Below are 25,460 nucleotides of genomic sequence, written 5' to 3' on the forward strand. Positions count from 1 at the left end.
GCTAGCCTATTCGTCGGGTGCCCTGGTGTTTTCCTTCGGGCGCGCTGGGGTGGCACATTGCTAGGCTATGGTTTACGTGTCCAAAACGCGTTTGTTCCGCGTAATCCCTTCTGGAAGAAGCCAGTATTCTGCATGTCTAGCGCCCGAGCGGGTGTTTGCGTGCATGCAGGCCGCAGCATCTCGCCGCATCACCACCAGGAGCCACCGTTGACTACAGAGCACGCATCCACCATTGATCTCGACGACGCCACGCAGCAAGCCAATCGGGATATTACCGAGACTTACGACAAGCAGGTATATACCTCAAATGCCTTTCCCTTTTCGTCGCCAGGTCATTTGCGTGCCGCAGCGCATCTGTGGGGCCTGGAGGCTGTGCCGCTGGAACGCGCTCGCGTCCTGGAGTTGGGCTGTGCAGGGGGCGGCAATATATTGCCGTTTGCCGTAGCCTACCCACACGCGCACGTGGTGGGGGTGGATTTGTCATCAGTGCAGGTGGAGCAGGGCCAGCACGTTGTCCAGGCTTTGGGCCTGAACAACCTCTCCCTGCATGCGATGAGCCTGACCGATATCACGCCGGAATTCGGGCAGTTCGACTACATCATTGCACATGGGGTATTCAGCTGGGTCCCGCCCGAGGTGCGCGAAGCGATGCTGCGCATTCTGCGTGAGAATCTGTCACCGAATGGTATTGGCTATATCAGTTACAACACCTATCCAGGTTGGAAAGCGGGCGACATCGTGCGCGATGCCATGCTGCTGCACAGCCATACTGCCCAAGACGAAGGTGAGAAGCTGGCTGCAGCCAAGGCGATGCTGAATCTGCTATCAGAAGGTATCGCGGACAGCAACCCGTTGGCGCCGTCTTTGCGCGGAGCGGTTGCTCAGTTGAACACGCATTCGGACTACTACATTGCCCATGAGTATCTGGAACTCTACAACAGCCCGTGCTACCTGCTGGAGTTCGTGAATCTGGCCGACCAACACGACTTAACACATGTGGGCGATGCTGATCCTCATGTGGAAATGTCGGCCAGTTATGGACAGAACGTCCAGTTGAATCATAGCTTGGTGGCCTTGGGGCAGCCACGAGAGGTACGTCAGCAGTATCTGGATTTTTCCGTGGGGCGCAACTTTCGCAAAAGCTTGGTGGTGCATAAGAAGCGCGCCAACCAGATACTGACAAGTCCCGATGTTGAACGTTTGGCAGACCTGCGTTGGGCGGGTTGGTTTACAGAGGTGGCGCCGGAGCAGAATGCCCCCAAGGGGCAGTTGTCGTTTCGCAGCTACAAGGATAAGCCCTTGTACAGTCGCGACCCGGTGGTTATTGCCATTGTCCGTGTACTCACGAATGCGTGGCCGGCGAGTATCGATTTTGAAACGCTGTGCGAGCGTGTGCAAACGGCGTTGGCGTGCTCGGCGTTGGCGCAATCGGCGGCAAGCGATCGCCAGGCAGTGCTCACAGCGTTGCAAACACTGTTCCGGCTCAACAGCCTGCGTTATACGTTTGAGCGCGTGCCTTACGATAGGCCCGCACAGCGTCTTGAAGGCCCATGTCTGCTTGCTGGCTCGGCCGATCTTTTCCGTATGCGCCAGGATCCCACCTTTGGAGTGGGAAATTTCAATCTTTGGCATGACACCGTCAATCTGCGGCTGGCAGAGGCTGAAGCCTTCCTGTTGCCGCACATCGACGGTAGCCATAGCCGTAGGCAACTGGCTACGTTGCTGCGTGATGCATTGGGCCGGGGTGCAGTGCCGACCACCGATGGAAAGTCTTTGAAAGGTCAGCGCAACCTGGATGCCATCGCTGACAAGATTGTGGGAAATCTGCTGGACTTGCTGGGGCGGCATGCATTGCTGCAATAGGGGCGCGAAACAACGGGCTGCAGGATAAAGCGCCGGCGGCCCGTTAATGCCTAACGCGGGTTGCTTAGCTGCTCTCGCCGCAAGAATATCCCCGTTGCCAGATTCAAATGCTCAGCGCTATGCCGCAAGGCGTCGATGGTGGCGCTGAGTACTCCGGCCAAGGTCGTGTTCTGTTGTGTATCCGTTTCCAATGCCCGAAGCGCGCTGCGCAGTTTTTCCATGTTTTCGGCCTGTTCCAGCGATGCGGCGCTGATGCCGGAGATCAGGCCGCTTACGTGCTGCACGGATTGCACAACATCGTCCATGGCGGCGCCGGCGCGGCTGGCTTGGTCGGCGCCTTGCTGGACGCGGGCGATAGATGACTGGATCAGCGGCTTGATGTCGTTGGCGGCGGCGGCTGTTTTCTGGGCGAGATTGCGAACTTCGCCGGCCACGATGGCAAAGCCGCGCCCGGCTTCGCCTGCACGGGCGGCTTCTACGGCGGCGTTCAGGGCCAGGATATTGGTCTGGAAGGCGATGCTTTCGATCAGGGTGACGATGTCGCCGATCTGGGCGGTGCCCGCCTGTATGCCTTGTACTGCTTCAATGACGCCCTTGACGACATCGCCGCCGTGGCGGGCGATATTCATGCTTTGTGCGGCTTCCTGGTTGGCTTTGCGCGCATCGTAGGCGTTGCGGCTGACGGCGTCGGACAACTGATCAATGTGGGTGCTTGTATCCTGGATGGCGTTGGCCTGGCGGCCTGTGCGCAGGGAGAGCTGGCTGTTATTGGCATGCAGGGTTTCGGTGGTGCCCGATGCGGACTCGGTGCCGGCGCGTACCTCGCTGGTGATGCTGAGCAGGCTTTTGCGCATGACATCCAGGTAGAAGTAAAGCTCGGCCACATCGCGGTCACCCACGCCGGCGGCGTCTACGGGGATGTCGAGGTTGCCGGCGGACACCTGGCGGGCGATTTCTGCCGCGTTGGCCAGTGGCGCCAGCACGTGGTTGGCGGCGCGCCAGCCCTGGTAGAGTGCGCCGGCGGCGGCAATGCCGATGGCGCCAAACACCCATGCCTGCTGACTGGCGGGCACGCCGCCGAGCGCGGCATAGCCAACGGCCGTGCCTAGCGCGCCCATGGCCAGAACCGCGCTGCGGAACAGGCCGGCCCTCAGCGTGGGGCGAAACGGCTTTGCGAAGATACTGATCATCCGGCGCCAGCCTGTGGGTACGAGGCGGCCTTCGCGCAGCGTATGGCCGCGCAGCTGCCCCTGGTTGATGCTGCTGTACAGTGCCTGGGCCTGTCGCACTTGTTCCTGTGTGGGCCGCACGCGCAGTGATGCGTAGCCTTCGACCACACCTTTGCGACGTACCGGCACCACGTTGGACAGCACCCAATAGTGGCCGCCATCTTTGCGGCGGTTCTTGATCATGCCCCGCCATGGCTTGCCAGCCTTGAGGGTTTGCCACAGATCCTGGAACGCGAGCGGTGGGATGTCTGGATGGCGGATGATATTGTGCGGGCTGCCCATGAGCTCGTCCCGTGCAAAGCCGCTGAGCTTGATGAAGGCTTCATTGGCGTAGATGATCACGCCGCGCGTATCGGTTTTGGAAATCAGGAAGTCGTCGGGATCAAGCCGGGTTTCGATGCCAGTGACCGGCAGGTTCTTGCGCATGGATTAGTTCCTTATGCCTCTTGCGGCTGGGGCGTGCGTCGTATGAAAATTCGCCCACCGCCGGTAGTGAGGGCGGGAGGAGGAGGCCAACAGACGGACGGTTCAATCAAAGACCATATTGCGAGTATGGTTTTTATAAAGCCGCAATATTAGCCAAAAAGCGCACGGTTTTTATGGTTCGATCTTTGAAGTTTTTGATTCCTGTCACATTGGCTGTTGGTCCGTGGCTGGCTGCGCGCTGGCGTGTAGCGCGTAGTGCTCAGTGGGCCCACGGTGATACTGTCTCAACTTGATCAGTTGCGGACGTTAGATGACCGTCTTGACGTGTTATCGCGTTGAGAAGCGCGTACCCCACGGCGGTCGAATATGGGCGTGAAACAAAAAAACCGCTGCCATTGCGGGCAGCGGTTGGTTGGGCAGCGTACTACGTCAGCGCGTCAGTACAGCACTTCAGGCAGCCACAGCCCAATGCCGGGGAACAGATACAGCAGCACGATGGCGATGACCTGTATACCCATGAAGGGCAGCATGCCAGCGAAGATCTGGTTCAGGGTGACATGCGGGGGCGCGACGCCCTTCAGGTAGAAGGCCGACATGGCCACCGGTGGCGAAAGGAAGGCTGTCTGCAGGTTGAGTGCCACCAGCAGCCCGAAAAACAGCGGGTCGATCTGGTAGTGGGCCAGCAGCGGCAGAAAGATCGGCATGAAGATCACGATGATCTCTGTCCATTCCAGCGGCCAGCCAAGCAGGAAGATGACGATTTGCGCCAGAATCATGAACTGAACGGGTGTGAGATCCATGCCCATCACCCAGTTGTTGATGATCTCCTGCCCGCCCAGCAGCGCGAACGCAGCCGAGAAAATGCTGGACCCGACGAATAGCCAACACACCATGGCACTGGTCTTGGCCGCCAGATACACGGACTCTTTCATCATGTCCATGTTTAGCCGGCGGTAGGCTAGCGCCAGGAGTATGCCGCCGAAGGCACCCATGGCCGCCGCCTCGGAGGGCGTGGCAAAGCCGAACACAATGCTGCCTAGTACCGCCAGAATCAGGATGGCCAGCGGGAAAAATGAGCCGAGCAGCATCTTGAAGATTTCGAGCCGCGCGAAGCTCAGGTAAGCATAGTAGATGAGCAATGCAAGCGTGCCGATCGCAAGCGCGATCCAGAATGCAGTAGGTGCGCCGGGACGGGCTGTGACTTCGCCAGTATCGGCGCTGGGGTTGTCGCTGGCACTGCTATCGGCCGGTGCGGTTGCCGCGCCGGGTGGTTCGGCCAGACCGCCAGAAGACTCTGCGCCTGGGGGCTCCGCCAGACCGCCTAGCGAATTGGCGCCGGGTGGTTCGGCCAAGCCGCCGGAGACCGCGCTGCTGTAGTTGCCGCCCAGGCCCATGGGCATGAGTTCGGTCTCGACCTGTATGGTGCGGGAGGTGAGTGAACTGTAGGTAAAGCCCATGATGAGCACAAACAGCAGCGCTGGCAGCAGCGTGATGCCCAAGTTGCGGGCCAATACGAAGCCGGGCACATCGATGTTGCGTTTGCCCTTTATGGCACCCAGCAGCCCGGGTAGGGCGCGATGGCTGATGGTGTCGCGGATGGTGGCGGCAAACTCGGGCAGGGCAACGCGCCGCTGTTCTGCCGTGAGCGGTGGTGCGGACTTGGGGCTGATCTTGGCCACAATCATCACGTACAGCACATACAGCAATGCCAGCATGATGCCTGGAAAGAACGCGCCCGCATATAGCTTGACGACGGACACGCCCGCCACCGCGCCATAAACGATAAGCAGCACTGAGGGTGGGATCATGATACCCAGGCAGCCACCCGCGGTGATGGAACCGGCCGTCAGCCGGATACTGTACCCGGCTTTGAGCATGGCAGGCATGGCCAGCAGGCCCATCAGTGTGACCACCGCGCCCACAATGCCGGTTGCCGTGGCAAAGACCGCGCAGGTAATGATGGTGGCCACCGCCAGCGAGCCCGGCACGCGCGCCATGGCCAAGTGGAGGCTGTGGAACAGCCGCTCGATCAGGTTGGCGCGTTCGACCAGGTAGCCCATGAAGATAAACAGCGGCACGGCAATCAGCACGTCATTGGTCATGACAGCATAGGTGCGCAGTACCATCAAGTCCAGCGTTTGCTCGATGGCGATCTCGGGGCCCATTTGGCGGTAGGCCAGATAGGTGAACATCACCCCCATGCCCATCAGCGTGAACGCAGTGGGGAAGCCCAGCATAATGGTGACGACAATCAGGGCCAGCATCAGCAGGCCCAGGTGGCCATTGGTCATCTCGGCCGGCGACGGCATCAGCCAGACCAGGCCGATAACAATGGCGATCAGGATGGATAGCCCAAACCAGACTTCTTTTCTCATCAAAGGCTCCCTTCCTGTTTCTGCTTGCGCACGATGGCCTGGTCAGCCTCGCGGATTTCCTGATCGTCAACGTGGACCATGTCTTTGAGTTTATCCAGGTCAACTTCCTCAACGTCTTTTTCACGGCTAGGCCAGGAACCGCGCTTTATGCAGCGCACGCAATAGACCACTTCGACAAAGCCCTGCAGCAGCAGCGCCAGCCCCGCAAGCGGGATGATGAATTTGAATGGATAGATGGGCGGGCCGTCGGCGGTAATGGTTGAGTGCTCGTTGATTGCGTACGATTCGAGCGCATAGCCGTAGCCTGCCCACACCAGCGCGATGACGCCCGGAAAGAAGAACAGGATGTACAGGATCAGATCGAGGCTGGCCTGGAGACGATCGGGGAAAAAGCCGTACAGCACGTCGCCGCGCACGTGGCCGTTCTTGGAAAGTGTATAGGCGCCCGCCATCATGAACAGTGTGCCGTACATCATGTTCATGGCATCAAAGGACCATGAGTGAGGGGCGCTGAGCGCGTAGCGCGAGAAGACTTCGTAGCTGACAAACAGCGTCAAGGCCAGAACCAGCCAACCAAACATCTGACCGATCCACGTGTTGACGCGGTCTATGGTGAGTAGCAATGCTTGCATCAATATCTACCCTGAATAAAAGGGGAAAGCCGTCTTGCCGGCCGGCCGCGCGCGTGGCGCTCACCGGCCCAGAATCGGCCCGAATGGCCGGGGTGTGGCCGTTGCAGTGCTGGGAACAGTGCAAAATCAAAAAAACCGGCCCCAGTACCAAAGGGGCCGGTTGGATCAGGCATTAACTCTTTTTGGGGGCTGCTTTCTTGGCAAAGTAGTGGTTGTAGGCCATGCGCCGATTGTTGTTGGTGTCCATGTCCCAAGGCACGGCACGCGAGGCGAAGGCGCGCTGGGATTCCTCGATCTCTTTGAAGAGGGCGTTGGTTTCCTTCTTTTTGGCGATGATGCCGTCCCAGGTAGTGAGCTGCTCTTGGAGGATGCTGTCGGGCGTTTTGTAGAACTTGACGCCGTCCTGCTGCAGCTTGATGTAATCTTGGGAGTAGCGGTCGACTGCTTTCCAGGACATGTCGGCCGACGAGGCTTCGACCGCGTTGGCGATGATCGCCTTCATCTTCTCGGGCAGGGCGTTGTATTTGTCTTTGTTGAAGGTGATTTCAAAGGTTTCCGCCGCCTGGTGGAAGCTTTGCAGCATGCATACCTTGGACACGTCTGGGAAGCCGAGCAGACGGTCGGACGTGGCGTTGTTGAACTCGGCACCGTCGAGCAGGCCGCGATCGAGCGCAGGCACGATTTCGCCGCCGGGCAACGCGTTCACTGCGGCGCCCATCGCCGTGAATAGGTCGATGGCCAAGCCGTTGGTGCGGAACTTCAGGCCTTTGAGGTCTTCAGTCTTTGTAATCGGTTTCTTGAACCAGCCAAAAGCCTGCGTGGGCATGGGGCCGGTGAGGAAGGTAACGACGTTGCCGCCAATTTCCTTGTAGAGTTTGTCGAGCAATTCTTTGCCGCCGCCGTACTTGTGCCATGCCAGCACCATGTTGGCGTCCATACCCATGGCCGGGCCCGAGGAATACAGTGCCAGCGCGTTCTGCTTGCCATAGTTGTAGCCCAGTACGCCATGGCCGCCATCAAGCGTGCCCTTGGATACGGCATCGAGTAGTGCGAACGCGGGCACGACGGCGCCGGCCGGCAGCACTTCGATCTTGAGGTCGCCACCTGTCATGTCGTTGACTTTCTTCGCGAAATCAAGCGCGTACTCGTGGAAGATGTCGACCGTGGGCCATGTGCTCTGGAACCGGAGGTTGGTGACCCCCTGCGCTTTGGCAATGGCGGGGAAGCCCATGGACATCGCCGCAGCGGTGCCGGCGGCTGCACCACCCAGAAAGCGGCGGCGGGAAGCCTGGGTAGTGGTGGACGATGCGTCCGGGGTAATGCGGCTTTTCATTGCTGGTCTCCTGACTTATGGCTTGGTTATTTGCTGCAACGACTGAGAATCTTTGTGTGATCACTCTACTGCCGGTGTTTTTATAGGCGATAGACTGAGCCATAGTCAACAATTTGTAAGCAGGTTAAAACCCTTATAGCCCTAACCATTGAAGCTGTGTTTTGGGACGAAACTCTAGTGTTTTCAGGGTGTTGACGATTGGCCGAGTTGGCGATTACCTGTCTGGAGAAGCAGTAGGGAGATGCTGGCTATGATCTGGTGTAACGCATAACGTTGCTTGGTGGCGTTATTGGCGCGGCCGGATTACATGGCACGGAGGGTGCGGCTTGGAGGGTGCGGCTTGGAGGGTGCGGCACGGGGGGTCTCGCACGGAGGGTCGGGTGCAGAGGGCGGCGGGCGAGCCGTCTTGGGTGCGGCGGTATGTGCCGCAGAACGTGGCGTGGTGACGCGCCGAGGCGGATCATCCCAGGATGTTGCGGCTCACTGCGTGCAGATGTTTGGATAGTGCATGGCGCGCGCGCTCGGCGTCCCGCGTCTGCAGCGCTTCAAATATGGCTTTGTGTTCGGCCTCGCGTTCGGCACGGCGTTTCGCCGTAGCGTTGCGCCGTTTCAGTTCGCCCCATTCGGCCAGGTCACGCGCAGCGGTGATCATGCGGTAGATATCGACCAGCAGCACGTTGTGCGTGGCTTCCGCGATGGCTTGGTGGAATAAGCCATCCCATGCTTCGAATTCTTCCTGGGTAGTGGCGCGTTCGGCACCTTCGATCGCGGCACGTATGCGGTCCAGGTCCGCCGCGTTGGCGCGGCTGGCGACCAGGGCGGGCAGCAAGGGCTCGATGAGGGCTCGGGCTTCCATGATTTCCTGCGGACTTGCGTCGCGGGCCGGCGGAGCAGAGGGAATGGATGCAGCGGCATGCACTTCGTCGAACGCAGCGTTCTCAGCAATGTACGTCCCACTGCCTATCACGCGCACAATGCGGCCGCGGCCCTCTATACGGCCCAGCGCTGCGCGGATGGCCCCGCGCGTTACGCCGTAGCGTTCGGCCAGCGCCCGCTCCGTGGGCAGACGATCGCCCGGTTTGCTGTCGGGGCTGTCGATAAGCGCCGTAAGGACGACGTCGAGGTGTGTGCCGCCGACGTGCGACTCGTCCCGGCTTGGGGACTGTGCCCGGCGTGTACCTTTGGCGACTGGGGAGTTAGCTGTGGTCATGTTGAAAATGCTTCATGCATATATGGCGTGGAAGCTGGTGGTGCGGATCGCCTGTCGCACGTGCCTTGCATAGATAAGCGCCCCAATAACGCAAATTGGTTAACCAATATACAGCAAAAACCACAAAATTACCGTGTTTTTAATACCATGGTTGACCAATTTGGTGAACCGATGGCATGATGCATACGCATCTATACATGCAAAGTAGCGGTTGCCTGCTTCCTGGCTCGCGCTCGCTGCTCGCTTGTTTTCACAGGGTGGGGCGCCGGGTGCGCTGCGCCATTGGTACCAACTCTCCGCGTTTTACCCTCACATGACACTCACGCTAGCTATTGAGTTACTGATCATCGGCCTGGGCTCGGGCTTTATCGCGGGCCTGCTGGGCATAGGCGGCGGCATGGTCATGGTACCTATTCTTACTTTTTTGCTTTCCCGCACTGGGGTGGCGGACGGGCTGGCGGTGAAAATGGCTATTGCCACGTCGATGGCGGTGATTGTGTTCACTTCCATTTCCAGCGTGCGTGCGCATCACAAACGCGGCGCCGTGCGATGGGACATTGTCGCCAAGCTCGCTCCAGGCATCGTCGTCGGAAGCCTGATCGGCAGCATCGGGGTGTTCTCGCTGCTGAAGGGGAGCTATCTGGCGATCTTCTTCGCGGTATTTGTTGCCTTCTCAGCCACGCAGATGTTCCTGAACAAAAAGCCATCCCCCAGCCGCGAAATGCCGGGCACGGGTGGCCAATTGCTGGCCGGCGGCGTTATCGGGCTGATCTCGGGCTTGGTGGGTGCTGGTGGGGGATTCATCAGTGTGCCGTTCATGGCATGGTGCAACGTGGCCATCCATACCGCCGTCGCCACCAGCGCGGGGCTGGGCTTTCCCATCGCGCTCAGCAACGTGGCAGGTTACGTGGTATCTGGTTTGTCGGTTCAGGGACTGCCGCCGGGCTCATTCGGCTATATCTGGCTGCCGGCGTTGGCACTCATTGCCACGGGCAGCGTGCTTACCGCACCCTTGGGCGCCAAGGCAGCACACAGCCTGCCGGTGGCTACGCTCAAACGCGTGTTCGCCAGCATGTTGTATCTACTGGCGGCGTATATGCTGTGGAAGGGGCTTGCCGCTTAGGGCGCACTCTTGGTCGGCACCTCTTGGTCAGCATTTAGCCAGGAGGTAGAAATGCCTCCAGGCTTAGCCGGGCGGGCACCTGCGGCAGTGTACGTTTAGCCCCTGAGGCATAGATCCTGCTGCCTGCGGGATACGAAAATGCACTGATGGCCGTGTCGGCCACCAGTGCATTCTGCTACCCGCAGCGTGTGGGGTGCGGTTTAGAACGCAAAGCCCCCAATACGGATCACCGGTTCGATCACAATAGAAGGCGCATCTTCGTAGTAAACGTGCTCTTCATAATAGTGGCGGTGACGCGGCGGCTTGCACTTGCGCTTTTCCTTGTACTCGCCATCGCGCTTGTATTCGCGTTTTATCTTGCAGTTGCCGACCCAGTATTCCTCTTTGAATTCCCGGTGGCGGCCGTAATCCTCGTAGTAATCGTGATCATCGTCATAATCGTCCCAGTCTGCGAGCGCGACTTGGGGCAACGCGGCAAGCGCCGATGCGAGCAACAGAGTATGCAGCAATACCTTCACGGAAGACGCCTTTCGAGATAAGAACGCCTGCAGTGTAAGCCGCTCAAGGCCCGCGAGTCGGATACGCATATCTCGGAATGTAACCCCGCCTTGTATAGGCGCCGTGCGTGTAGCACCTGGATACGTTGTGGGCTCGCTGGCGGCCAGGCCGTTCACCAGGCATGCTGGCCCTTGCGGCTGTTATCCGGTTTCTGTCCGGGCCTATCATCAAGCAGGGCGCCGTCCGTCAGTTCGCGATTGTTGACAGTCAGCTTGCCGTGCCTAGAGTGCGTATAGGTCAGGCGGTGACCACGACAAGCATTACACGCCGCAAAAACAAAACTGCCCCACATCTTTCGATGCGAGGCAGCCTAGTGAATTCTTTGGTGGCGCATCCCTGATGCTGGGATTTTGCCCAGTGTTACGTAGAATATATATAATTCTCAACGTCTTACAAGCTGCTTGGCGCTAGTGTATCAGCGGGGTGTACCAGCTTCCAAGCGAAATCGATTACGAAATTCTTGGGCAAAAACACCTGCTTGTTCAGTTTGTATGCGCATATAATTTGTTGAGGAAGGTGCGCATAGTCGCACTACTGAATAAGGAGATTGTCATGCTGACCGGCAACCGTCCCCGCAGCGCGGCAAGGCGTGCCACGAATGTGTCACTGCCAGAGGACCTTCTTTCCGAGGCGAAGGCCTTGCAAATCAATATCTCGCAGGCCGCTGAAGCTGGTGTTGCCCAGGCCATCGCACGCACGCGCAGCGAGCGCTGGCTTGCCGAGAACAAGGAAGCCATTGAGAGCTCCAACGCTTTTGTTGAAAAACACGGCCTTCCACTGGCAAAGTATCGGATGTTCTGATGAGCCGCTACGACGTTTACGCGAACCCGTCAGGCCATGGGTATCTTCTTGATGTCCAGGCAGACATCCTGCAGTCGCTAAATACGAGAGCTGTTGTGCCACTGCTACCACTTGGCGAGGCGCCCAAACCAGCAAAGACACTTAACCCTGTTTTTGACATAGGTGGTGAACCCTACGCGATGGTGACGCAATACATCGCTGCAGTTCCGGACAGGGAGCTACAGAACCCCGTATGCAGTCTCCGACAGTTGCACGACGATATTGTGGGTGCCATTGACTTTTTGTTTCATGGATTCTGACTTGTCAGAGCGGGAGGCCATGCGTGTTAGATATCGCTCACGCAGTGTCTTTGCTCGAAGTGCCGGTCAGTGGGTTTCAGCGCATTTACCTCATGTAGTGATGCACCATCATGCACCCATATGGCTAGTCCGGATGGAAACGGAGCCGTGCCGATAATTGTGAATATGATGCCGCTTAACTGCTTTTTGGCCGCAATGGCATAGTCTGCGGCGAGTTCTACATCCTCCTGCGATGGGGATGGCACCGGCTCCGGGTGTGAATGCCATAGCCCGATGCAGTGCAATCCCTTGGAGAACATCCTCTTGCGCTCAGCCATTGCTGTACTGGGAACAAACTGAACTCGTGCCCGTCGGGACCATGCTGGCTTCAACAGCGTGGCTTCGTCGATGACGATGGTGTCGGTGGTAAGGTCTCGCGAGTACAGCTGACGTACAGATTCCTTTGCGTTCCAGGCACATTGGGTGTGCTGAGAGAGAAACAGGGCAACGTGCCCAGGAATTTCCAGCTTCCAGCGTGCCCGGGCAACTTGGTATTGGAGGGCCTCGCTCATGGTGCGCCCATGACTGAACGGTAGTCTCTGGTTCGCATGACAGAATCGTAGCGGGAGCCGTCCAGGGGCACGATGGCGCGCAGAGGGACCTGGCCTGAGACAGGAAGGGCGTCGTAGAAAGCTTTTGTCCTTACCCAGCTCCACACAGTTGCCTCGGTGCATTGGCCATCAAGCACGGCGAGGACCCGTTCTGTAGCGAATGCCGCGCCTTGCCAGGCATCCGCAGCGCCGTAGGGGTGACATTGGGGCTATCAAAGCGTTCGCTGTCGACAATGTCCAGGTTACCGACACCAGCGCGGGCAAGCAATTCCACAATGGGGCTTCCCAGGGATCCACAGCCGATGATGAGCACCTTTTTCTGCTGCCTTTTCTCGAATGGTTTCGGCGCGTGGTCTCGCGTGAGGCCCCAAGAGGCGTCTAAGCCTTCGGCTCTGAGTGGTTAGAAACATACAGATGGCTCAAATCCACGCCTTCGAACCTAATCATGTCTACAGCTTCAATCAGGGCCTGGTTGCTGAACGTGCGACGACCACCGCTTTTCTTTCCGTAACGGTCGGTCATCCCCTCAAGGGAATGCCCCATAAGAGCATCGAGAATCGATTCTGAAACACCGCTTTCAATGCCGAAATCCTTCATGTTGTGCCGGAATGAATGGAAGGTGTAGCGAGAGTCGTCGATGACGTGCTCGTCCAAGTATTCATTGAACCACGTTGAAAAGATGGCGGTGTATTGCTGGTATTTGTTCAGGCGCAGTTGCGGGAACAGCCGTTCATGCCCTTGTTCGCGTCGGCTTTCGACGAAAGCCTTAAAGCCGATTTTGAGCAGTTCCGGGTGCACGGGCACTGAGCGCCACGATGTATCATTTTTCACGAATTGCGTTTCGTCCAGTTCTGTGATGCGTATCCAGAGCTGGTCACTGCGTAGGGAAATGTCGTTCACGAAGAGCTGACCAATTTCTTCCAGTCGTGCGCCTGTGGTGAACGCTATACGTTCAATGTCGCGGGTTGTTGGGCGGTGTATGTACCAGCCTTCTGTACCAGCTACTTCGTCTAGCAACTTGTCGTTAAACCTAAAATGGAAACCACTTTAGATGAAAAAACACCATTGAAAATCAAATACTTACGTATTCAAGAAACAAAAAAAAACCGCCCCGAACCTTGCGGTTTCGGGGCAGCTTGTATTCTTGGTGGCGCATCCCTGATTCGAACAGGGGACCTGCGGATTATGATTCCGTCGCTCTAACCGGCTGAGCTAATGCGCCATAACGGAAGACCGCAACTATAGCATAGCGTTTTAATGCTGTGCAAGTGGGTGTTTGTCACTCGTAACCAGCGTCTGGTTGCGCTATGTTGCATCGAGGGCTGCACGCAGTGAGTACAATTGCGCTGATTTCAATGCAGGGACGACCTTGCCACCGGCCATTACGCTTTCGTGCGAGTAGCCGGCGCCCGTAATTGGGGACGGCCCCTGTGGAGAAACTGATGTCTGCATCATGGTCCTGGGCTGTTCTTGTGCTGGCCGGTCTGTTCGAAGTCGGCTGGGCCGTTGGCCTGAAATACTCGGAGGGGTTTACGCGGCTTTGGCCGTCGTTGGCAACGGCTGCGTCCATGCTCGTCAGCCTCGGGCTGCTCGGGTTGGGTATGAAGCAGCTACCCTTGGGCACCGCATACGCGGTCTGGGTAGGTATCGGCGCGGTTGGTACGGTGGCTGTGGGCATTGCTGCCCTGGGCGAGCCGGCCGGCCCAATGCGCCTGGCGAGTGTCGCCTTGATCGTGGCCGGCATTGTGGGTCTGAAGCTTAGCGCTTGAGTTTGAAGGAGATTCTTTGTGGACATGAACATCAACATTGTTGTGGGCGATTGGGCAAAATGCCAGCGTGATGCCACCGATATCCGGTACAAAGTGTTTGTGCAAGAGCAGCATGTGCCACCCGAACTCGAAATGGATGATCAAGACGCCGCGTGCGCGCATGCGGTGGCCTATAACGCGCAGGGAGAGGCGGTGGGCACCGGCCGTCTGCTGCCTGACGGGCACATCGGCCGCGTGGCGGTGCTAGCCGAATACCGGGGGGCGGGCGTGGGCTCGCGCCTGCTGGATGCGCTGATGGATGAGGCGCGGCGCCGCCGTCATATGGAAGTGGTGCTGTCCGCGCAAACGCATGCGCGCGCCTTCTATGCCCGCAAGGGGTTCGTCGCGGAAGGCACCACTTATATGGATGCTGGTATCGAACACGTGACAATGCGCCATGCGCTGACCGCGTAAGGGGGCGGTAGCCTGGACGCGGTGCTCTCTGGCTTGGCGCCAGGCTGCGGCCTTCTTCGGGCCCTCTTTGGTGGCTGCCTGGCGTTACGCGGGCGGCGCTTCCACCTCAGGCCCGTGCCCCCTTGATTTTCACAGCCTGGGCGGCTCGGCGGGCTCGGTCGCGGGCGATATCGGTATCGCTGCCGTAGGCCAGTGCGACACCCATGCGCCGCTTCGGTGTGCTTTCGGGCTTGCCGAACAGCCGCAGATCTGTGCCCGGCACGCTGAGCGCCTGTTGCACGCCTTCGATGACCACTGACTGCGCGTTGACTTCACCATAGATGACTGCGCTGGCCGCGGGGCTGCGCATGTCGGTGCTTACCGGCAGCCCAAGGATCGCCCGCGCGTGCAGCTCGAATTCGCTCTGCCACTGGCTGGCCATGGTGACCAGGCCGGTATCGTGCGGGCGCGGGCTCACTTCGCTGAACCATACTTGATCGCCCTTGACGAATAGCTCGACGCCGAAGACACCCAAGCCACCTAGGTTGGCGGTGAGGGTGCGGGCGATATCACGAGCTTTGCGCAGCGCCTCGGGGTGCATGGGGTGCGGCTGCCAGCTTTCGACGTAATCGCCCGCCACTTGCAAGTGCCCGATAGGCTCGCAGAAGCGGGTTTCCACCTCGCCGGTTGCGCCCTGTGCGCGGACGGTAAGCAGGGTGATCTCGTAATCGAAATCGACAAAACCTTCGACGATGATGCGGCCATGGCTAACGCGGCCGCCCGCCATGGCGTAGTTCCACGCGGCCTGTACGTCGCCGGGGCCGTCCACCTTGCTTTGGCCTTTTCCGGAGCTGCTCATGACAGGCTTGACGATGCAGGGGTAAGCGATGCCGTTGTCGATGGCGGCTTGCAGCGCCTGCAGCGAATCGCAGAACTTATAAGGGCTGGTGGGCAGGCCCAAGGTTTCGGCCGCCAGGCGCCGGATGCCTTCGCGGTCCATGGTCAGGCGTGCTGCCCGCGCGGTGGGAATGACGCGGGTGACGCCCGCAGCTTCCAGCGTCTCAAGCACCGGTGTGGCAATCGCTTCGATTTCCGGTACCACGATATCCGGCCGTTCGGCCTCGATCAGCGCCTGGAGCTGGCGTGGGTCCGTCATATCGATGGTGCGCGCGTGATGGGCGACCTGCTGGCCGGGAGAGTTGGCGTAGCGGTCGACAGCGATCGTTTCGACGCCCAGGCGCTGCAGGGCGATGATGACTTCTTTGCCGAGTTCGCCGGCGCCGAGCAGCATGACGCGTTTGGCGGCCGGGGAGAGCGGGGTTCCGAGGGTGGTCATGGACGTATCCAGAGAGCCTGAAAACCCGCATTGTACGGTGGGGGGCACGCGATGCGTGAGGTTGCCATGCCGCCCCAGCCAAATGCTGTGGGCGCCCGCTCGTGTACGAGCCCGGCGCCCGGGGTGGGCTGCGGCGAAGCACTGCTTATGCCCGATTGAGGCAGTGGGGGCTTGGCGCCGTGGCCCAAGCGGTATCCGACGCCAAGATGATGTTTACGCGCCTGTGCCGGAGAGTTCCGCTGCTGGCTCTGAGTGGGCCTCGATAGCGCCGGCTGACGCGGCCGCGTCTTGGTAGCTGGCTGCCGCCGTGAAGAGCACGTCAGTAGAGGAGTTGAGCGCGGTTTCGGTGGAGTCCTGCAGCACACCAATGATGAAGCCCACGCCTACTACCTGCATGGCTAGGTCGTTGGGAATACCGAACAGGCTGCACGCCAGCGGGATCAGCAGCAGTGAGCCGCCTGCAACACCAGAAGCCCCGCAGGCACACAGGGTGGCCACAAGGCTGAGCAGCAGCGCGGTGGGTATGTCGACCTGGATGCCCAGCGAGTTGACGGCCGCGAGCGTGAGCACGGTGATGGTGACGGCGGCACCTGCCATATTGATGGTTGCCCCCAGGGGGATGGAAACCGAGTATGTGTCTTCAGGCAGCCCCAGCTTTTTGCACAGCGCCAGATTGACGGGGATGTTGGCGGCCGAGCTGCGCGTGAAGAATGCGGTGATGCCACTTTCGCGCAGGCAGGTAAAGACCAGCGGGTATGGGTTGTGGCGGATCTTGAAGAACACGATCAGCGGGTTGACGACCAGGGCGACGAACAGCATGCTGCCCAGCAGCACGGCCAGCAGCTTCGCGTAGCCGGCCAGAGCGCCAAAGCCTGTATCGGCGACCGTGGCGGCCACCAGGCCGAAGATGCCCAACGGGGCGAGACGGATGATGACCTTGACGATGAAGGATAAGGCGTTGGAGATATCGCCGATGACGTTCTTGGTTGTGCCATGTGCGTGGCGCAGACCAATGCCCAGCCCGATCGCCCATGCCAGGATGCCCATGTAGTTAGCGTTGGCGATGGCTGTAACGGGGTTGGCAATAATGCTGTTCAGCAGGCCGCCGAGCACTTCGGCGATGTTGCCGGGTGGGCTCAGCGCCGCCGAGGTCTGTTTTAGTGTGATGGTGAGCGGGAAGCTGAAGCTTGCAATCACTGCAACCAGTGCGGCGGCCAACGTACCGATCAGGTACAGCAGGATCACTGAACCCATGCGCGTCTGCTGGCCATGGCGGTGGTTGGCGATGGAGGCGGTGACGAGTGCCAGCACCAGCACCGGCGCGACCGCCTTGAGTGCGCCGATGAACAGCGTGCCGAGAAGGGCCGAACGCGCGGCGAGGTCTGGCGACAGGACGCCGACCAGAATGCCGGCGACCAAGCCAATGGTGATCTGCAGGACCAGGCTGCCGTGTTTGATGAAGTGCATAACGGGGTTTTGCCGACTTGCGTGGCGCATGGGGAACTCCTGGCACAAAGTAGTGCGCATGCGGAAATGGATACGAAGTGTGACCCGTTGCACGCGCGGGCCGCACCAAAGACTCGCAAGCGGGGACGGTGTGGCCGGCGTGAACGCCGGCGAGCCGGAGCCGCCATGAAACCGGCCGGCAATGGCGGCCGGATGGCGGCGCGAGGCGGGCAGCTGGCATGCAGATGCGTGACCGGGCCAAACCCGGTATTCTAGCATTGACCGCAGTCATGTCATTTTTCCGCCTCTCGCCGATGCCTGTGTATCCTGACGGGTTACGGGATGTGACCTTGCCGGAAAACTTCTCCTGCATGCCGTGGTCACAAGGATGTTTCATTACAGGGCCTGTCCGCATGGCACGCAGTTCTTTGTTTTCACGATTCAGAGCATTGATCCTGGTGGTTTCGCTCCTGCTGCTGGGCGTGCTGGTGGCAATGCCCGGTGGTATGGCGCCGGTAGCGATGGGGCAGGGCGCACAGCCCAAGCCCATCGAGAATGTCGAGAAAGTCCTGGAGGACACGCAAAAGGCTGTCAACCGCATCCAGGAAAGCCTGAAAAAAGATCCGAACGCCGCCGACGACGCGGCGCTTGCCAGCATGCGCGATGCGTTGCAAAAGGGGCAGTCCGCCGCGGACGACATTGTTGCCCAGCTTGCGCCTCAGCTTGCTGATGTGCAGGCTCGCATCAAGCAGTTGGGCGAGCCGTCCACCGATGTTCCCGAGCCGCCCGATATTGTCGCCCAACGCAAGGATCTCGCGAGCAAACAGTCATCGCTGGACGGGCAAATCAAACTGGCTCGCCTGCTGGGCGTAGAAGCGGGGCAGGGGGTGGACCAGATCTCGCAATTGCGGCGTCAACGCTTCCAGGCGGAGCTGGGCAATCGTTCCGAAAGCTTTTTTTCGCCAGCGTTCTGGGCCGACGTCAAGCGAGACCTGCCCTATGATTACACGCGCCTTGGCGAAGTGGGCGATCAACTCGCCGAAAGGCTGGCGGCGGTCCCGACCCGCGTCTGGGCACTCGCGGGTGCGCTGGCACTGCTGCTGGTCGTGGTGGGCGAGTTCATGCGGCGGGGGCTGCGCGGGTTTACTGTCCAGCACACCGCACCCACGCGCTTGCGGCGATCCATTTTTGCTGTCTTGCGGATTGCGGTATATACATTGGTGCCGGGGCTGCTGGCCTCGATCGCGCTGGCTGTCCTGAGGTGGGAAGACGGGCTGGACGAGGCCGTGCAACTATTCCTGGTGCAGTGTGTGACCGCGATATACATGGGCGGCTTTGTTGCTGGCCTGGGCATGGCGCTATTGTCGCCGCGCCGGCCCAGTTGGCGTCTGCCGTTGGTTTCGGATGCGCTTGCTGACCGCCTTTCATGGTTGCCGGGTGTTTTTGCCGCCACCATTGCGTTTGCCTGGGTTGCGCAGCAATTGCTGGCGCTCACCAATGCAACCTTGAGTACGACACTGTTAGTCAACGGCCTGATGACGCTGCTGCTTAATGTGTTGATCGGCTTCTCTGCTTGGACTTTGCGCACCAGCCTGCGGCAGCAGGCTGTGGATGCGGCCGCGGCGTTACCGCCAGACGCCGAATCTTCCCCGATTTCCGCAGCCGGTGCGCGTGCCCGCATGGTGCCCTCGCTCCTGGTGGCTGTGATCGCCGCAAGCCTTACGGCTTTTGCAATGGGGTTTATTGCCCTCAGCACCCTGATTGCGCAGGAGATTATTTGGCTGAGTCTGATCGGCTCAACCGCATATCTGTTGGTTGCGCTGGTGGCCGACATCTTCGACAGCCTGACGGCGCGGGTGCGCGACGATCACGAGGCGCGTCTCTTGAGCGGGCACCAGGCGCGCGCGCGCAGCCAGTTGCTGGTGCTCGTATCGGGTACGCTGCGCTTGGCGGTCGTGGTGCTGGCTGTGACGCTGGTGTTATTGCCCTTTGGCGAGAACCCGACCGACTGGCTGCACCGGAGGCTCGGGTTTCTGTTGTCGGGGTTTCAGGTGGGTCAGGTACAGTTGCGGCCCACCTCTATTTTGCTCACGCTGGGGATACTGCTCATCGGTTTTTACATCGTGAGGGTGGTGCGGGGCTGGCTGGCGGATCAGTTCCTGCCGGTTACGCGTCTGGACGACAGTATGCGTACGTCGGCCGCTAATTTGCTCAGCTATCTGGGCTATGTTGCGGTTGTCGTGGTGTCGATTTCGGCGTTGGGCATTGGGCTGGAGCGCATGGCCTGGGTGGTGAGTGCGCTATCAGTGGGTATTGGTTTCGGCCTGCAGGCAGTGGTGCAGAATTTTGTGTCGGGTGTGCTTCTAGTGGCCGAGCGCCCCATCAAAGTGGGCGACTGGGTTAGCCTGGACGGAGGTGTGGAGGGTAACGTGCGCAAGATCAGCGCGCGCGCTACCGAGATCGAGATGTTCGACCGTTCCACAATGATCGTGCCGAACTCCGAATTCATTACCAAGCGTGTGCGTAATGTAACCTTGGCGAATCCGCTGGGCGTGGTGTCGCTCAAGTTTAATATGCCGCTCAGCACCGATGCGGATGCCGTGAGGGACATCATGCTCGATGCCATTCGTGAGCAGGAGGAGGTGCTTGAAACGCCTACACCATCTGTAAACCTGGATGGTTTCACGCACGAAGCGCTTATGTTCTCGGCAACCTGCTATGTGGGGTCGCCCCGCATGGCGAGCGGTGTTCGCAGTCAGCTGTTGTTCGGGATTCTGCGTCGATTGCGGCAGGCCGATCTGGCGCTTTATGTGCGTCAGCCCGCCGATGTGGGCGCACCGGGTGTTTCAGGCCGAGCGGACGGCGACGGTGAGGATGAGCAAGGTGTGGGGCGCAAGGAGAAGCCCGGCGACGACGCCCCGCCCTTACCATTACAACCATAAGGGAGCGCGGCGTGCGCAGGCACGCCGCTTCCTGGGCACGCATAGCAAAATGCCGACTGCATTTCTGCAATCGGCATTTCGTGGTATTGGTGCCCAGGAGAGGACTCGAACCTCCACACCTTGCGGCACATGGACCTGAACCATGCGCGTCTACCAATTCCGCCACCTGGGCATAAAGTGTATGCTATCGCTTTATACTGCGTGCCGCGAGTTGCGCTACATCTTTAAGAGGCGCAAAGTATAAACCAAATTTTTAAAGAATGGAAATCTCTCTTGGCCAAGAAATCGAGAAACGCGCCGGACACCCCTGAAACCGCCATCGATCAAGCAGACTTGCCGCCTGATTTCGACCCCGATGTCCCCACACGGGAAGCCATTCTTCAGCATCTGCGTAATTCAGGCAAACCTATGTCGCCCAAGACATTGGCGCGTGCGCTGGGTACTTCGGCCGACTCCGTGGGTTACGAACGGCGCCTGAAGGCCATGGAGCGCGATGGCCAGGTGTTCTTCAATCCCAAGGGCCAGGTACTGCTCAACACCCAATTGGATTTCATCGCCGGCAAGGTCCAGGGGCACCGCGACGGCTTCGGTTTTTTGCTGCGTGATGACGGCGGGCCAGACCTGTTCCTGGCGCCGCGTGAAATGATGAAGGTGCTGCACGGTGACCGCGTGTTGGCCAAACCCAATGGCGAATATCGCGGCAAGCCCGAAGCCATCATCGTCGAAGTGGTTGAGCGCCGCACCGACAAACTGGTAGGCCGCTTCTTGAAAGAGCGCGGCGCTTATATTGTCGTGCCCGAAGACCAGCGTATCAAGCACGATATCCTGATCCCGGCGGCCGATGCGGGCGGCGCTGAAAATGGCCAAGTGGTTACTGTGCAGATCGTACGCCAGCCTGCGCGCCATCTGCAGCCCGTCGGGCGTGTGGTCGAGGTGCTGGGCGAAATCGACGATCCGGGCATGGAGATCGAAATCGCGGTACGCAAGTTCGATGTGCCGCACGAGTTCTCGGATAGAACCAAAAAACAGGCTGCGGCATTGCCCGAAACAGTCAGCGCCGCAGACTTGAAAGGTCGGGTCGATCTGCGCGACATCCCCTTTATCACGATCGATGGCGAAGATGCGCGTGATTTCGACGATGCCGTGTTTTGCACGCCGGTCGAGTTGGGCACCGAAAAACGTCGCCGCCGCGGCTGGCGTTTGTTGGTCGCGATTGCCGACGTTAGCCATTATGTGCGCCCCGGCGACGCCCTGGATGAAGACGCGCTCGATCGTGGCACCAGCGTTTATTTCCCGCGCCGCGTCATCCCCATGTTGCCCGAGTCGCTGTCCAACGGGCTCTGTTCGCTCAACCCCGCAGTTGACCGGCTGGTCCTGGTGTGCGACATGGTAATCGCTGACGGCGGGGCGAAGTCGGGTGCCATCACCGCATACCAGTTCTACGATGCCGTCATCCACTCGCATGCGCGCACCACCTATACCGATATCTGGGCGGCGCTGCAGCAGCCCACCGGGCCGGCCGCACAAGCCTTGGGTGAAATCATGCCGCATGTGCAGCATCTGTACGAGCTCTACCAGATATTCGCACATGCGCGCGTCAAGCGCGGCGCTATTGATTTCGAAACCACCGAAACCCGTATCGTCTGTAATCCGTTGGGCAAAATCGAACGCATCGAAGCCTATGTGCGCAACGACGCCCACAAGCTGATCGAAGAGTGCATGCTGGCCGCCAACACATGTGCAGCCGAATTCATGAAACGCAATCGCCGCATGGGGTTGTACCGTGTGCACGAAGGCCCGACACCAGAAAAGCTCAAGGCCCTGCGCGATTATCTGCGCAACCTGGGGCTGTCGCTGGGGGGCGGCGACGACCCATCCACGCAGGATTACGCCGAGCTGCTCAAGGCAGCCAGCAACCGGCCGGACTACGAAATCATCCAGACCATGTGTCTGCGTTCCTTTCAGCAGGCTATCTACAGCCCTGAACAAGTGGGGCACTTCGGCCTGTCGTACGAGCACTATGCGCACTTCACATCGCCGATCCGACGCTATCCCGATCTGCTCACGCACCGCGTGATCAAAGGCGTTCTGCGCGGCACCCGCTACGTGCCCGATATTGACGACAGCGGTGTGGCCGCGCTGCCGGCGCGTGAGCGCGAGCTTGCCGTCTGGGAGAAGCTTGGCCTGCTGCTTTCCGCCTGCGAACGCCGCGCCGACGACGCATCGCGCGATGTCGAGGCTTGGCTCAAGTGCTGGTTCGTCAAAGAGCGCGTGGGTGAAGTCTTCAGCGGCCGGGTGACGGGGGTCGCCAGCTTCGGCATTTTCATTACCCTGGATACATTGTTTGTCGAAGGCATGGTGCACGTGTCTGAGCTCGGCTCCGATTACTTCCAGTACAACGAAGCCATGAATGAACTGCGAGGCGAACGCACAGGCATGCGCTACCGGCTTACTGATGCGGTGCAGGTGCAGGTCTCTCGCGTCGATCTCGAAGCGCGGCGCATTGAGTTCCGGCTGGTCAAGGGTACGGGTTTCAAGGCGCTCAAAGCAGCGCTTGACGCGGAATCCGCCCCACCTCCGCAGCGCAAGATCAAGCGAGCAGCGCCAGCCAAACCGGCGGCGCTCAAAGGCACCGCCCGCCAGCGCAGGGCGGAAGCCAAACGCAGCGCCAAGGGTGAGTCCGCGCCGCACAAGGGCCCAGGCGGCGGGCACGGTAGACGATAGCCCGCAGTCGGGGCCGCGCCATGCGCGCCCCGGCGGGATTACAATTCCCGGCATCGCATCTATATTCCCCACAAGGAACCGCATGTCTTCCCTTCAGGTCCTGGCGGGCTTTCACGCCGTGATTTCCCGCCTGCGCCACGCGCCCGACTCCATCAAAGAGCTCTACATCGAGGCATCGCGCCACGACAAACGCATGCAGGGCCTCATCCAACAGGCCGAAGCGGCTGGCCTGCGCCCGCGCGCGGTGCCCCAGGAGCGCCTGGACGGCTTGGCGCGCGGCACGCGCCATCAGGGCGTGGTAGCGCTGGCCCAGGCGCGCAGCCTCGCCATGGACGTGGGCGAAGTGCTCGACAACCTTGAGGATACCGGCACGCCGGCGCTGCTGCTGATTCTGGACGGCGTGACTGACCCGCACAATCTCGGTGCTTGCCTGCGCACGGCCGATGCCGCCGGCGTTCACGCCGTGATTGCACCGCGCGACCGCGCAGTCGGCCTCAACCAGACCGTGCAGCGCGTGGCCTGCGGGGCCGCGGAAACCGTTCCGTACCTGATGGTGACCAATCTTGCCCGTACCATGCGCGAGCTGAAAGCGCGGGATGTGTGGCTGGTGGGTACAGACGATCAGGCCGAGTCGGGTATACACCAGGTGCAGGCGCGCCGCGCCATGGCGTGGGTGATGGGGGCCGAAGGCGAAGGCATGCGGCGGCTTACGCGCGAAACCTGCGATGAGTTGGTGCATATCCCCATGCTCGGCTCCGTCGAGAGCCTGAATGTCAGCGTTGCCAGCGCGGTGTGCTTGTACGAAACCGTGCGTCAGCGTCAAGCGCAATAAGCTTCTGATGCGCGGCGGGCGGCGCCCCGTGCCCTGTATGCTGCCTGCCGTGATCGGGCTGGGGTTGGCAGGGCACTGCGGCGTGGCGTTGTCGCTGGCGGCATCGTGGCGGGCAAACTCGCCCGCAGCCCTGTGAGCGGCAGGCGTAGAATGTTACGCCTGCACATATCTTCTTGAACGCATCAATCACATCATGGCCAATAACGGTTTCACTACCAACATCGTCCACTCCGACAGGCGCGGCGACGTCGCGCACGGCGCCGTACACAAGCCGGTACACCCCTCCACCGAATATGCTTTCGCAGACTCGCGCGAGCTGGCGGCGGTCTTCCAGGGTAAGGCAGGCTATACCTATGCCCGCCAAGGCACGCCGACCACGGCGGCGCTCGAAGTCAAGATTACGCAAATGGAACAGGGCCACGCCACCGTGACGTTCGCGACCGGCATGGCCGCGCTGGCCGCCACGTTTTTCACCCTGCTCAAGGCGGGTGATCACCTGATCAGCAGCCAGCATATTTTCGGCAACACCAACAGCCTGCTGGGCACGCTTGCCGACCTGGGCGTGCAGGTAACGTTTGTCGATGCAACCGACGCCGCCAGCGTGCGCGCGGCATGGCGGCCCGAAACCCGTATGGTGTTCACCGAAACACTTGCCAATCCGGGCACCCAGGTGGCCGACCTCGAAGGCATTGGCACTTTCTGTCGCGAGAAGCAGTTGGTGTATGTGGTCGACAACACGTTGACGTCGCCGCTGTTGTTCCGGCCCCGCGACGTGGGCGCCAGCCTTGTCGTCAATTCGTTGTCCAAGCATATTGGCGGGCATGGCAACGCACTGGGCGGGGCGGTTACCAGCACTGGTCTGTATGACTGGTCTGCTTATCCAAATATTGCCGAGCCCTATCGCAAAGGAGATCCCATCGGATGGGGTCTCACGCACATCAAGAAGAAAGGCCTGCGCGACATGGGCGGCACGCTATCTTCCGATGTGGCGCATCGACTTGCCGCAGGGGCCGAAACGCTGGCGCTGCGCATGAGCCGCATCTGTGATAATGCCCTTGCTTTGGCCAAGTATCTTGCAGAACATCCGCGCGTTCGTGCCGTGCACTATCCGGGGCTTCCCGGCCATGCGCAGCATGCGCGCGCCAGCAAGCTGTTCGGCGGTCGTTATGGCGGCCTGATGGGTATTGAACTGGAGCCCGGCATCGAGGTGTTCGATTTTCTGAATCGCTTGCGGGTGCTGGCATTGGCAACACATTTAGGCGATAACCGTACGCTGGTGCTGCCGATGGCCCAGACTATTTACTACGAGATGGGGCCGGAGCGTCGCGCCCAGATGGGGATTTCCGATACGTTCCTGCGCATGTCGGTGGGGATAGAAGATATTGAGGATCTGATCGAGGATTATCGCCAGGCGCTGGAAATATAGGCGGTTCCGCAGCGCAATGCCAATTCCTCGTAGCTGAGCTAGTAGCACATATGCCTGGCCTTGTGCCGGGCTTTGCACCAAAGTTTTCTTTTTTTATTTCATGTGTTGCAGAAC

The 25,460-nt window shown here is 60.0% G+C and carries 20 protein-coding genes, 2 tRNA genes and 1 pseudogene; 10 read left to right on the forward strand and 13 right to left on the reverse strand.

Translation table 11 applies throughout. From position 1 onward, the window contains the following. Nucleotides 1-207 precede the first annotated feature (207 nt). Nucleotides 208-1,863 (forward strand): methyltransferase regulatory domain-containing protein, encoded by a 1,656-nt coding sequence (locus LOL23_RS14695; protein ID WP_202411557.1) that lies wholly within the window; start codon nucleotides 208-210, stop codon nucleotides 1,861-1,863. Between the two features lie 50 nt (nucleotides 1,864-1,913). Here the strand turns inward: LOL23_RS14695 and LOL23_RS14700 are convergent, their stop codons facing one another. The 5 genes from LOL23_RS14700 to LOL23_RS14720 all read right to left on the reverse strand — a co-directional run bounded on the left by LOL23_RS14700 (nucleotide 1,914) and on the right by LOL23_RS14720 (nucleotide 9,068). After that, a complete protein-coding gene (locus tag LOL23_RS14700) occupies nucleotides 1,914-3,518 on the reverse strand; it encodes a methyl-accepting chemotaxis protein (protein ID WP_160975700.1) in 1,605 nt (534 codons plus the stop codon). A gap of 437 nt (nucleotides 3,519-3,955) precedes the next feature. After that, nucleotides 3,956-5,893 carry a TRAP transporter large permease gene (locus LOL23_RS14705; RefSeq protein ID WP_237173800.1) on the reverse strand — a complete coding sequence of 646 codons (1,938 nt, stop codon included), beginning with the start codon at nucleotides 5,891-5,893 and terminating at the stop codon, nucleotides 3,956-3,958. Beyond that, complete coding sequence (locus LOL23_RS14710) at nucleotides 5,893-6,525, reverse strand: TRAP transporter small permease subunit (RefSeq protein ID WP_160975704.1); 633 nt, start codon at nucleotides 6,523-6,525, stop codon at nucleotides 5,893-5,895. Before LOL23_RS14710 ends, LOL23_RS14705 begins: the two co-directional genes overlap by 1 nt. A gap of 172 nt (nucleotides 6,526-6,697) precedes the next feature. Next, nucleotides 6,698-7,858 carry a TRAP transporter substrate-binding protein gene (locus LOL23_RS14715; RefSeq protein ID WP_160975706.1) on the reverse strand — a complete coding sequence of 387 codons (1,161 nt, stop codon included), beginning with the start codon at nucleotides 7,856-7,858 and terminating at the stop codon, nucleotides 6,698-6,700. A 460-nt stretch (nucleotides 7,859-8,318) separates the two neighbouring features. Beyond that, nucleotides 8,319-9,068, reverse strand: a complete 750-nt coding sequence (locus LOL23_RS14720; protein WP_160975708.1) for a FadR/GntR family transcriptional regulator — start codon at nucleotides 9,066-9,068, stop codon at nucleotides 8,319-8,321. A 313-nt stretch (nucleotides 9,069-9,381) separates the two neighbouring features. On the opposite strand from LOL23_RS14720, the gene LOL23_RS14725 reads away from it, so the two are divergent. Beyond that, nucleotides 9,382-10,191: a sulfite exporter TauE/SafE family protein gene (locus LOL23_RS14725; RefSeq protein ID WP_160975710.1), complete on the forward strand. Its 810-nt coding sequence runs from the start codon at nucleotides 9,382-9,384 to the stop codon at nucleotides 10,189-10,191. A 200-nt stretch (nucleotides 10,192-10,391) separates the two neighbouring features. On the opposite strand, the gene LOL23_RS14730 is transcribed toward LOL23_RS14725, so the two are convergent. Further along, the gene (locus LOL23_RS14730) at nucleotides 10,392-10,709 is read right to left on the reverse strand and encodes a hypothetical protein (protein ID WP_237173801.1); all 318 of its coding nucleotides are present in this window, start codon (nucleotides 10,707-10,709) and stop codon (nucleotides 10,392-10,394) included. 592 nt (nucleotides 10,710-11,301) lie between these two features. Between LOL23_RS14730 and LOL23_RS14735 the strand changes: the two genes are divergently transcribed. Beyond that, a complete protein-coding gene (locus LOL23_RS14735) occupies nucleotides 11,302-11,550 on the forward strand; it encodes a type II toxin-antitoxin system CcdA family antitoxin (RefSeq protein ID WP_160975712.1) in 249 nt (82 codons plus the stop codon). Further along, the gene (locus LOL23_RS14740; RefSeq protein ID WP_160975714.1) at nucleotides 11,550-11,849 is read left to right on the forward strand and encodes a CcdB family protein; all 300 of its coding nucleotides are present in this window, start codon (nucleotides 11,550-11,552) and stop codon (nucleotides 11,847-11,849) included. The genes LOL23_RS14735 and LOL23_RS14740 overlap by 1 nt, the downstream gene beginning before the upstream one ends. A 26-nt stretch (nucleotides 11,850-11,875) precedes the next feature. Here the strand turns inward: LOL23_RS14740 and LOL23_RS14745 are convergent, their stop codons facing one another. The 4 genes and pseudogenes from LOL23_RS14745 to LOL23_RS14755 form a co-directional block, all read right to left on the reverse strand. Continuing rightward, entirely contained in the window at nucleotides 11,876-12,400 is a 525-nt protein-coding gene (locus LOL23_RS14745; protein WP_160975716.1) for a Mov34/MPN/PAD-1 family protein, read from the reverse strand. A gap of 130 nt (nucleotides 12,401-12,530) precedes the next feature. Continuing rightward, nucleotides 12,531-12,761: pseudogene (locus tag LOL23_RS19095) on the reverse strand (ThiF family adenylyltransferase); the annotation flags it as partial. 56 nt (nucleotides 12,762-12,817) lie between these two features. Then, nucleotides 12,818-13,456: a site-specific integrase gene (locus LOL23_RS14750; RefSeq protein ID WP_160975720.1), complete on the reverse strand. Its 639-nt coding sequence runs from the start codon at nucleotides 13,454-13,456 to the stop codon at nucleotides 12,818-12,820. Nucleotides 13,457-13,584: 128 nt separating this feature from the next. Continuing rightward, nucleotides 13,585-13,661, reverse strand: a tRNA-Met gene (locus tag LOL23_RS14755). Nucleotides 13,662-13,881: 220 nt separating this feature from the next. Between LOL23_RS14755 and sugE the strand changes: the two genes are divergently transcribed. Beyond that, the gene (gene sugE / locus LOL23_RS14760; protein WP_160975722.1) at nucleotides 13,882-14,208 is read left to right on the forward strand and encodes a quaternary ammonium compound efflux SMR transporter SugE; all 327 of its coding nucleotides are present in this window, start codon (nucleotides 13,882-13,884) and stop codon (nucleotides 14,206-14,208) included. A gap of 24 nt (nucleotides 14,209-14,232) precedes the next feature. After that, nucleotides 14,233-14,661 carry a GNAT family N-acetyltransferase gene (locus LOL23_RS14765; RefSeq protein WP_160975724.1) on the forward strand — a complete coding sequence of 143 codons (429 nt, stop codon included), beginning with the start codon at nucleotides 14,233-14,235 and terminating at the stop codon, nucleotides 14,659-14,661. Between the two features lie 106 nt (nucleotides 14,662-14,767). Here LOL23_RS14765 and purT read toward each other — a convergent pair whose 3' ends face one another. Together purT and sstT are read right to left on the reverse strand one after the other, a co-directional pair. Beyond that, nucleotides 14,768-15,976, reverse strand: a complete 1,209-nt coding sequence (gene purT, locus LOL23_RS14770; RefSeq protein ID WP_160975726.1) for a formate-dependent phosphoribosylglycinamide formyltransferase — start codon at nucleotides 15,974-15,976, stop codon at nucleotides 14,768-14,770. 213 nt (nucleotides 15,977-16,189) lie between these two features. Further along, complete coding sequence (gene sstT, locus LOL23_RS14775; protein WP_202411558.1) at nucleotides 16,190-17,473, reverse strand: serine/threonine transporter SstT; 1,284 nt, start codon at nucleotides 17,471-17,473, stop codon at nucleotides 16,190-16,192. Between the two features lie 362 nt (nucleotides 17,474-17,835). On the opposite strand from sstT, the gene LOL23_RS14780 reads away from it, so the two are divergent. After that, nucleotides 17,836-20,364 (forward strand): DUF3772 domain-containing protein, encoded by a 2,529-nt coding sequence (locus LOL23_RS14780; protein WP_160975728.1) that lies wholly within the window; start codon nucleotides 17,836-17,838, stop codon nucleotides 20,362-20,364. Between the two features lie 87 nt (nucleotides 20,365-20,451). Here the strand turns inward: LOL23_RS14780 and LOL23_RS14785 are convergent. Further along, nucleotides 20,452-20,536 (reverse strand) — tRNA-Leu (locus tag LOL23_RS14785). Between the two features lie 101 nt (nucleotides 20,537-20,637). Here LOL23_RS14785 and rnr point away from each other — a divergent pair. From rnr to LOL23_RS14800, 3 genes are all read left to right on the forward strand, one after another. Further along, a complete protein-coding gene (gene rnr, locus LOL23_RS14790) occupies nucleotides 20,638-23,088 on the forward strand; it encodes a ribonuclease R (protein WP_237173802.1) in 2,451 nt (816 codons plus the stop codon). Between the two features lie 82 nt (nucleotides 23,089-23,170). Further along, on the forward strand, nucleotides 23,171-23,920 hold the full coding sequence (rlmB, locus tag LOL23_RS14795; RefSeq protein ID WP_160975730.1) for a 23S rRNA (guanosine(2251)-2'-O)-methyltransferase RlmB: 750 nt from the start codon (nucleotides 23,171-23,173) through the stop codon (nucleotides 23,918-23,920). Between the two features lie 193 nt (nucleotides 23,921-24,113). Next, the gene (locus tag LOL23_RS14800; RefSeq protein WP_160975732.1) at nucleotides 24,114-25,346 is read left to right on the forward strand and encodes a cystathionine gamma-synthase family protein; all 1,233 of its coding nucleotides are present in this window, start codon (nucleotides 24,114-24,116) and stop codon (nucleotides 25,344-25,346) included. The last annotated feature ends 114 nt before the right edge of the window (nucleotides 25,347-25,460 follow it).

Origin of the sequence: Paracandidimonas lactea, from assembly GCF_021653995.1 — a bacterium.
GTDB classification, from domain to species: domain Bacteria; phylum Pseudomonadota; class Gammaproteobacteria; order Burkholderiales; family Burkholderiaceae_B; genus Allopusillimonas; species Allopusillimonas lactea.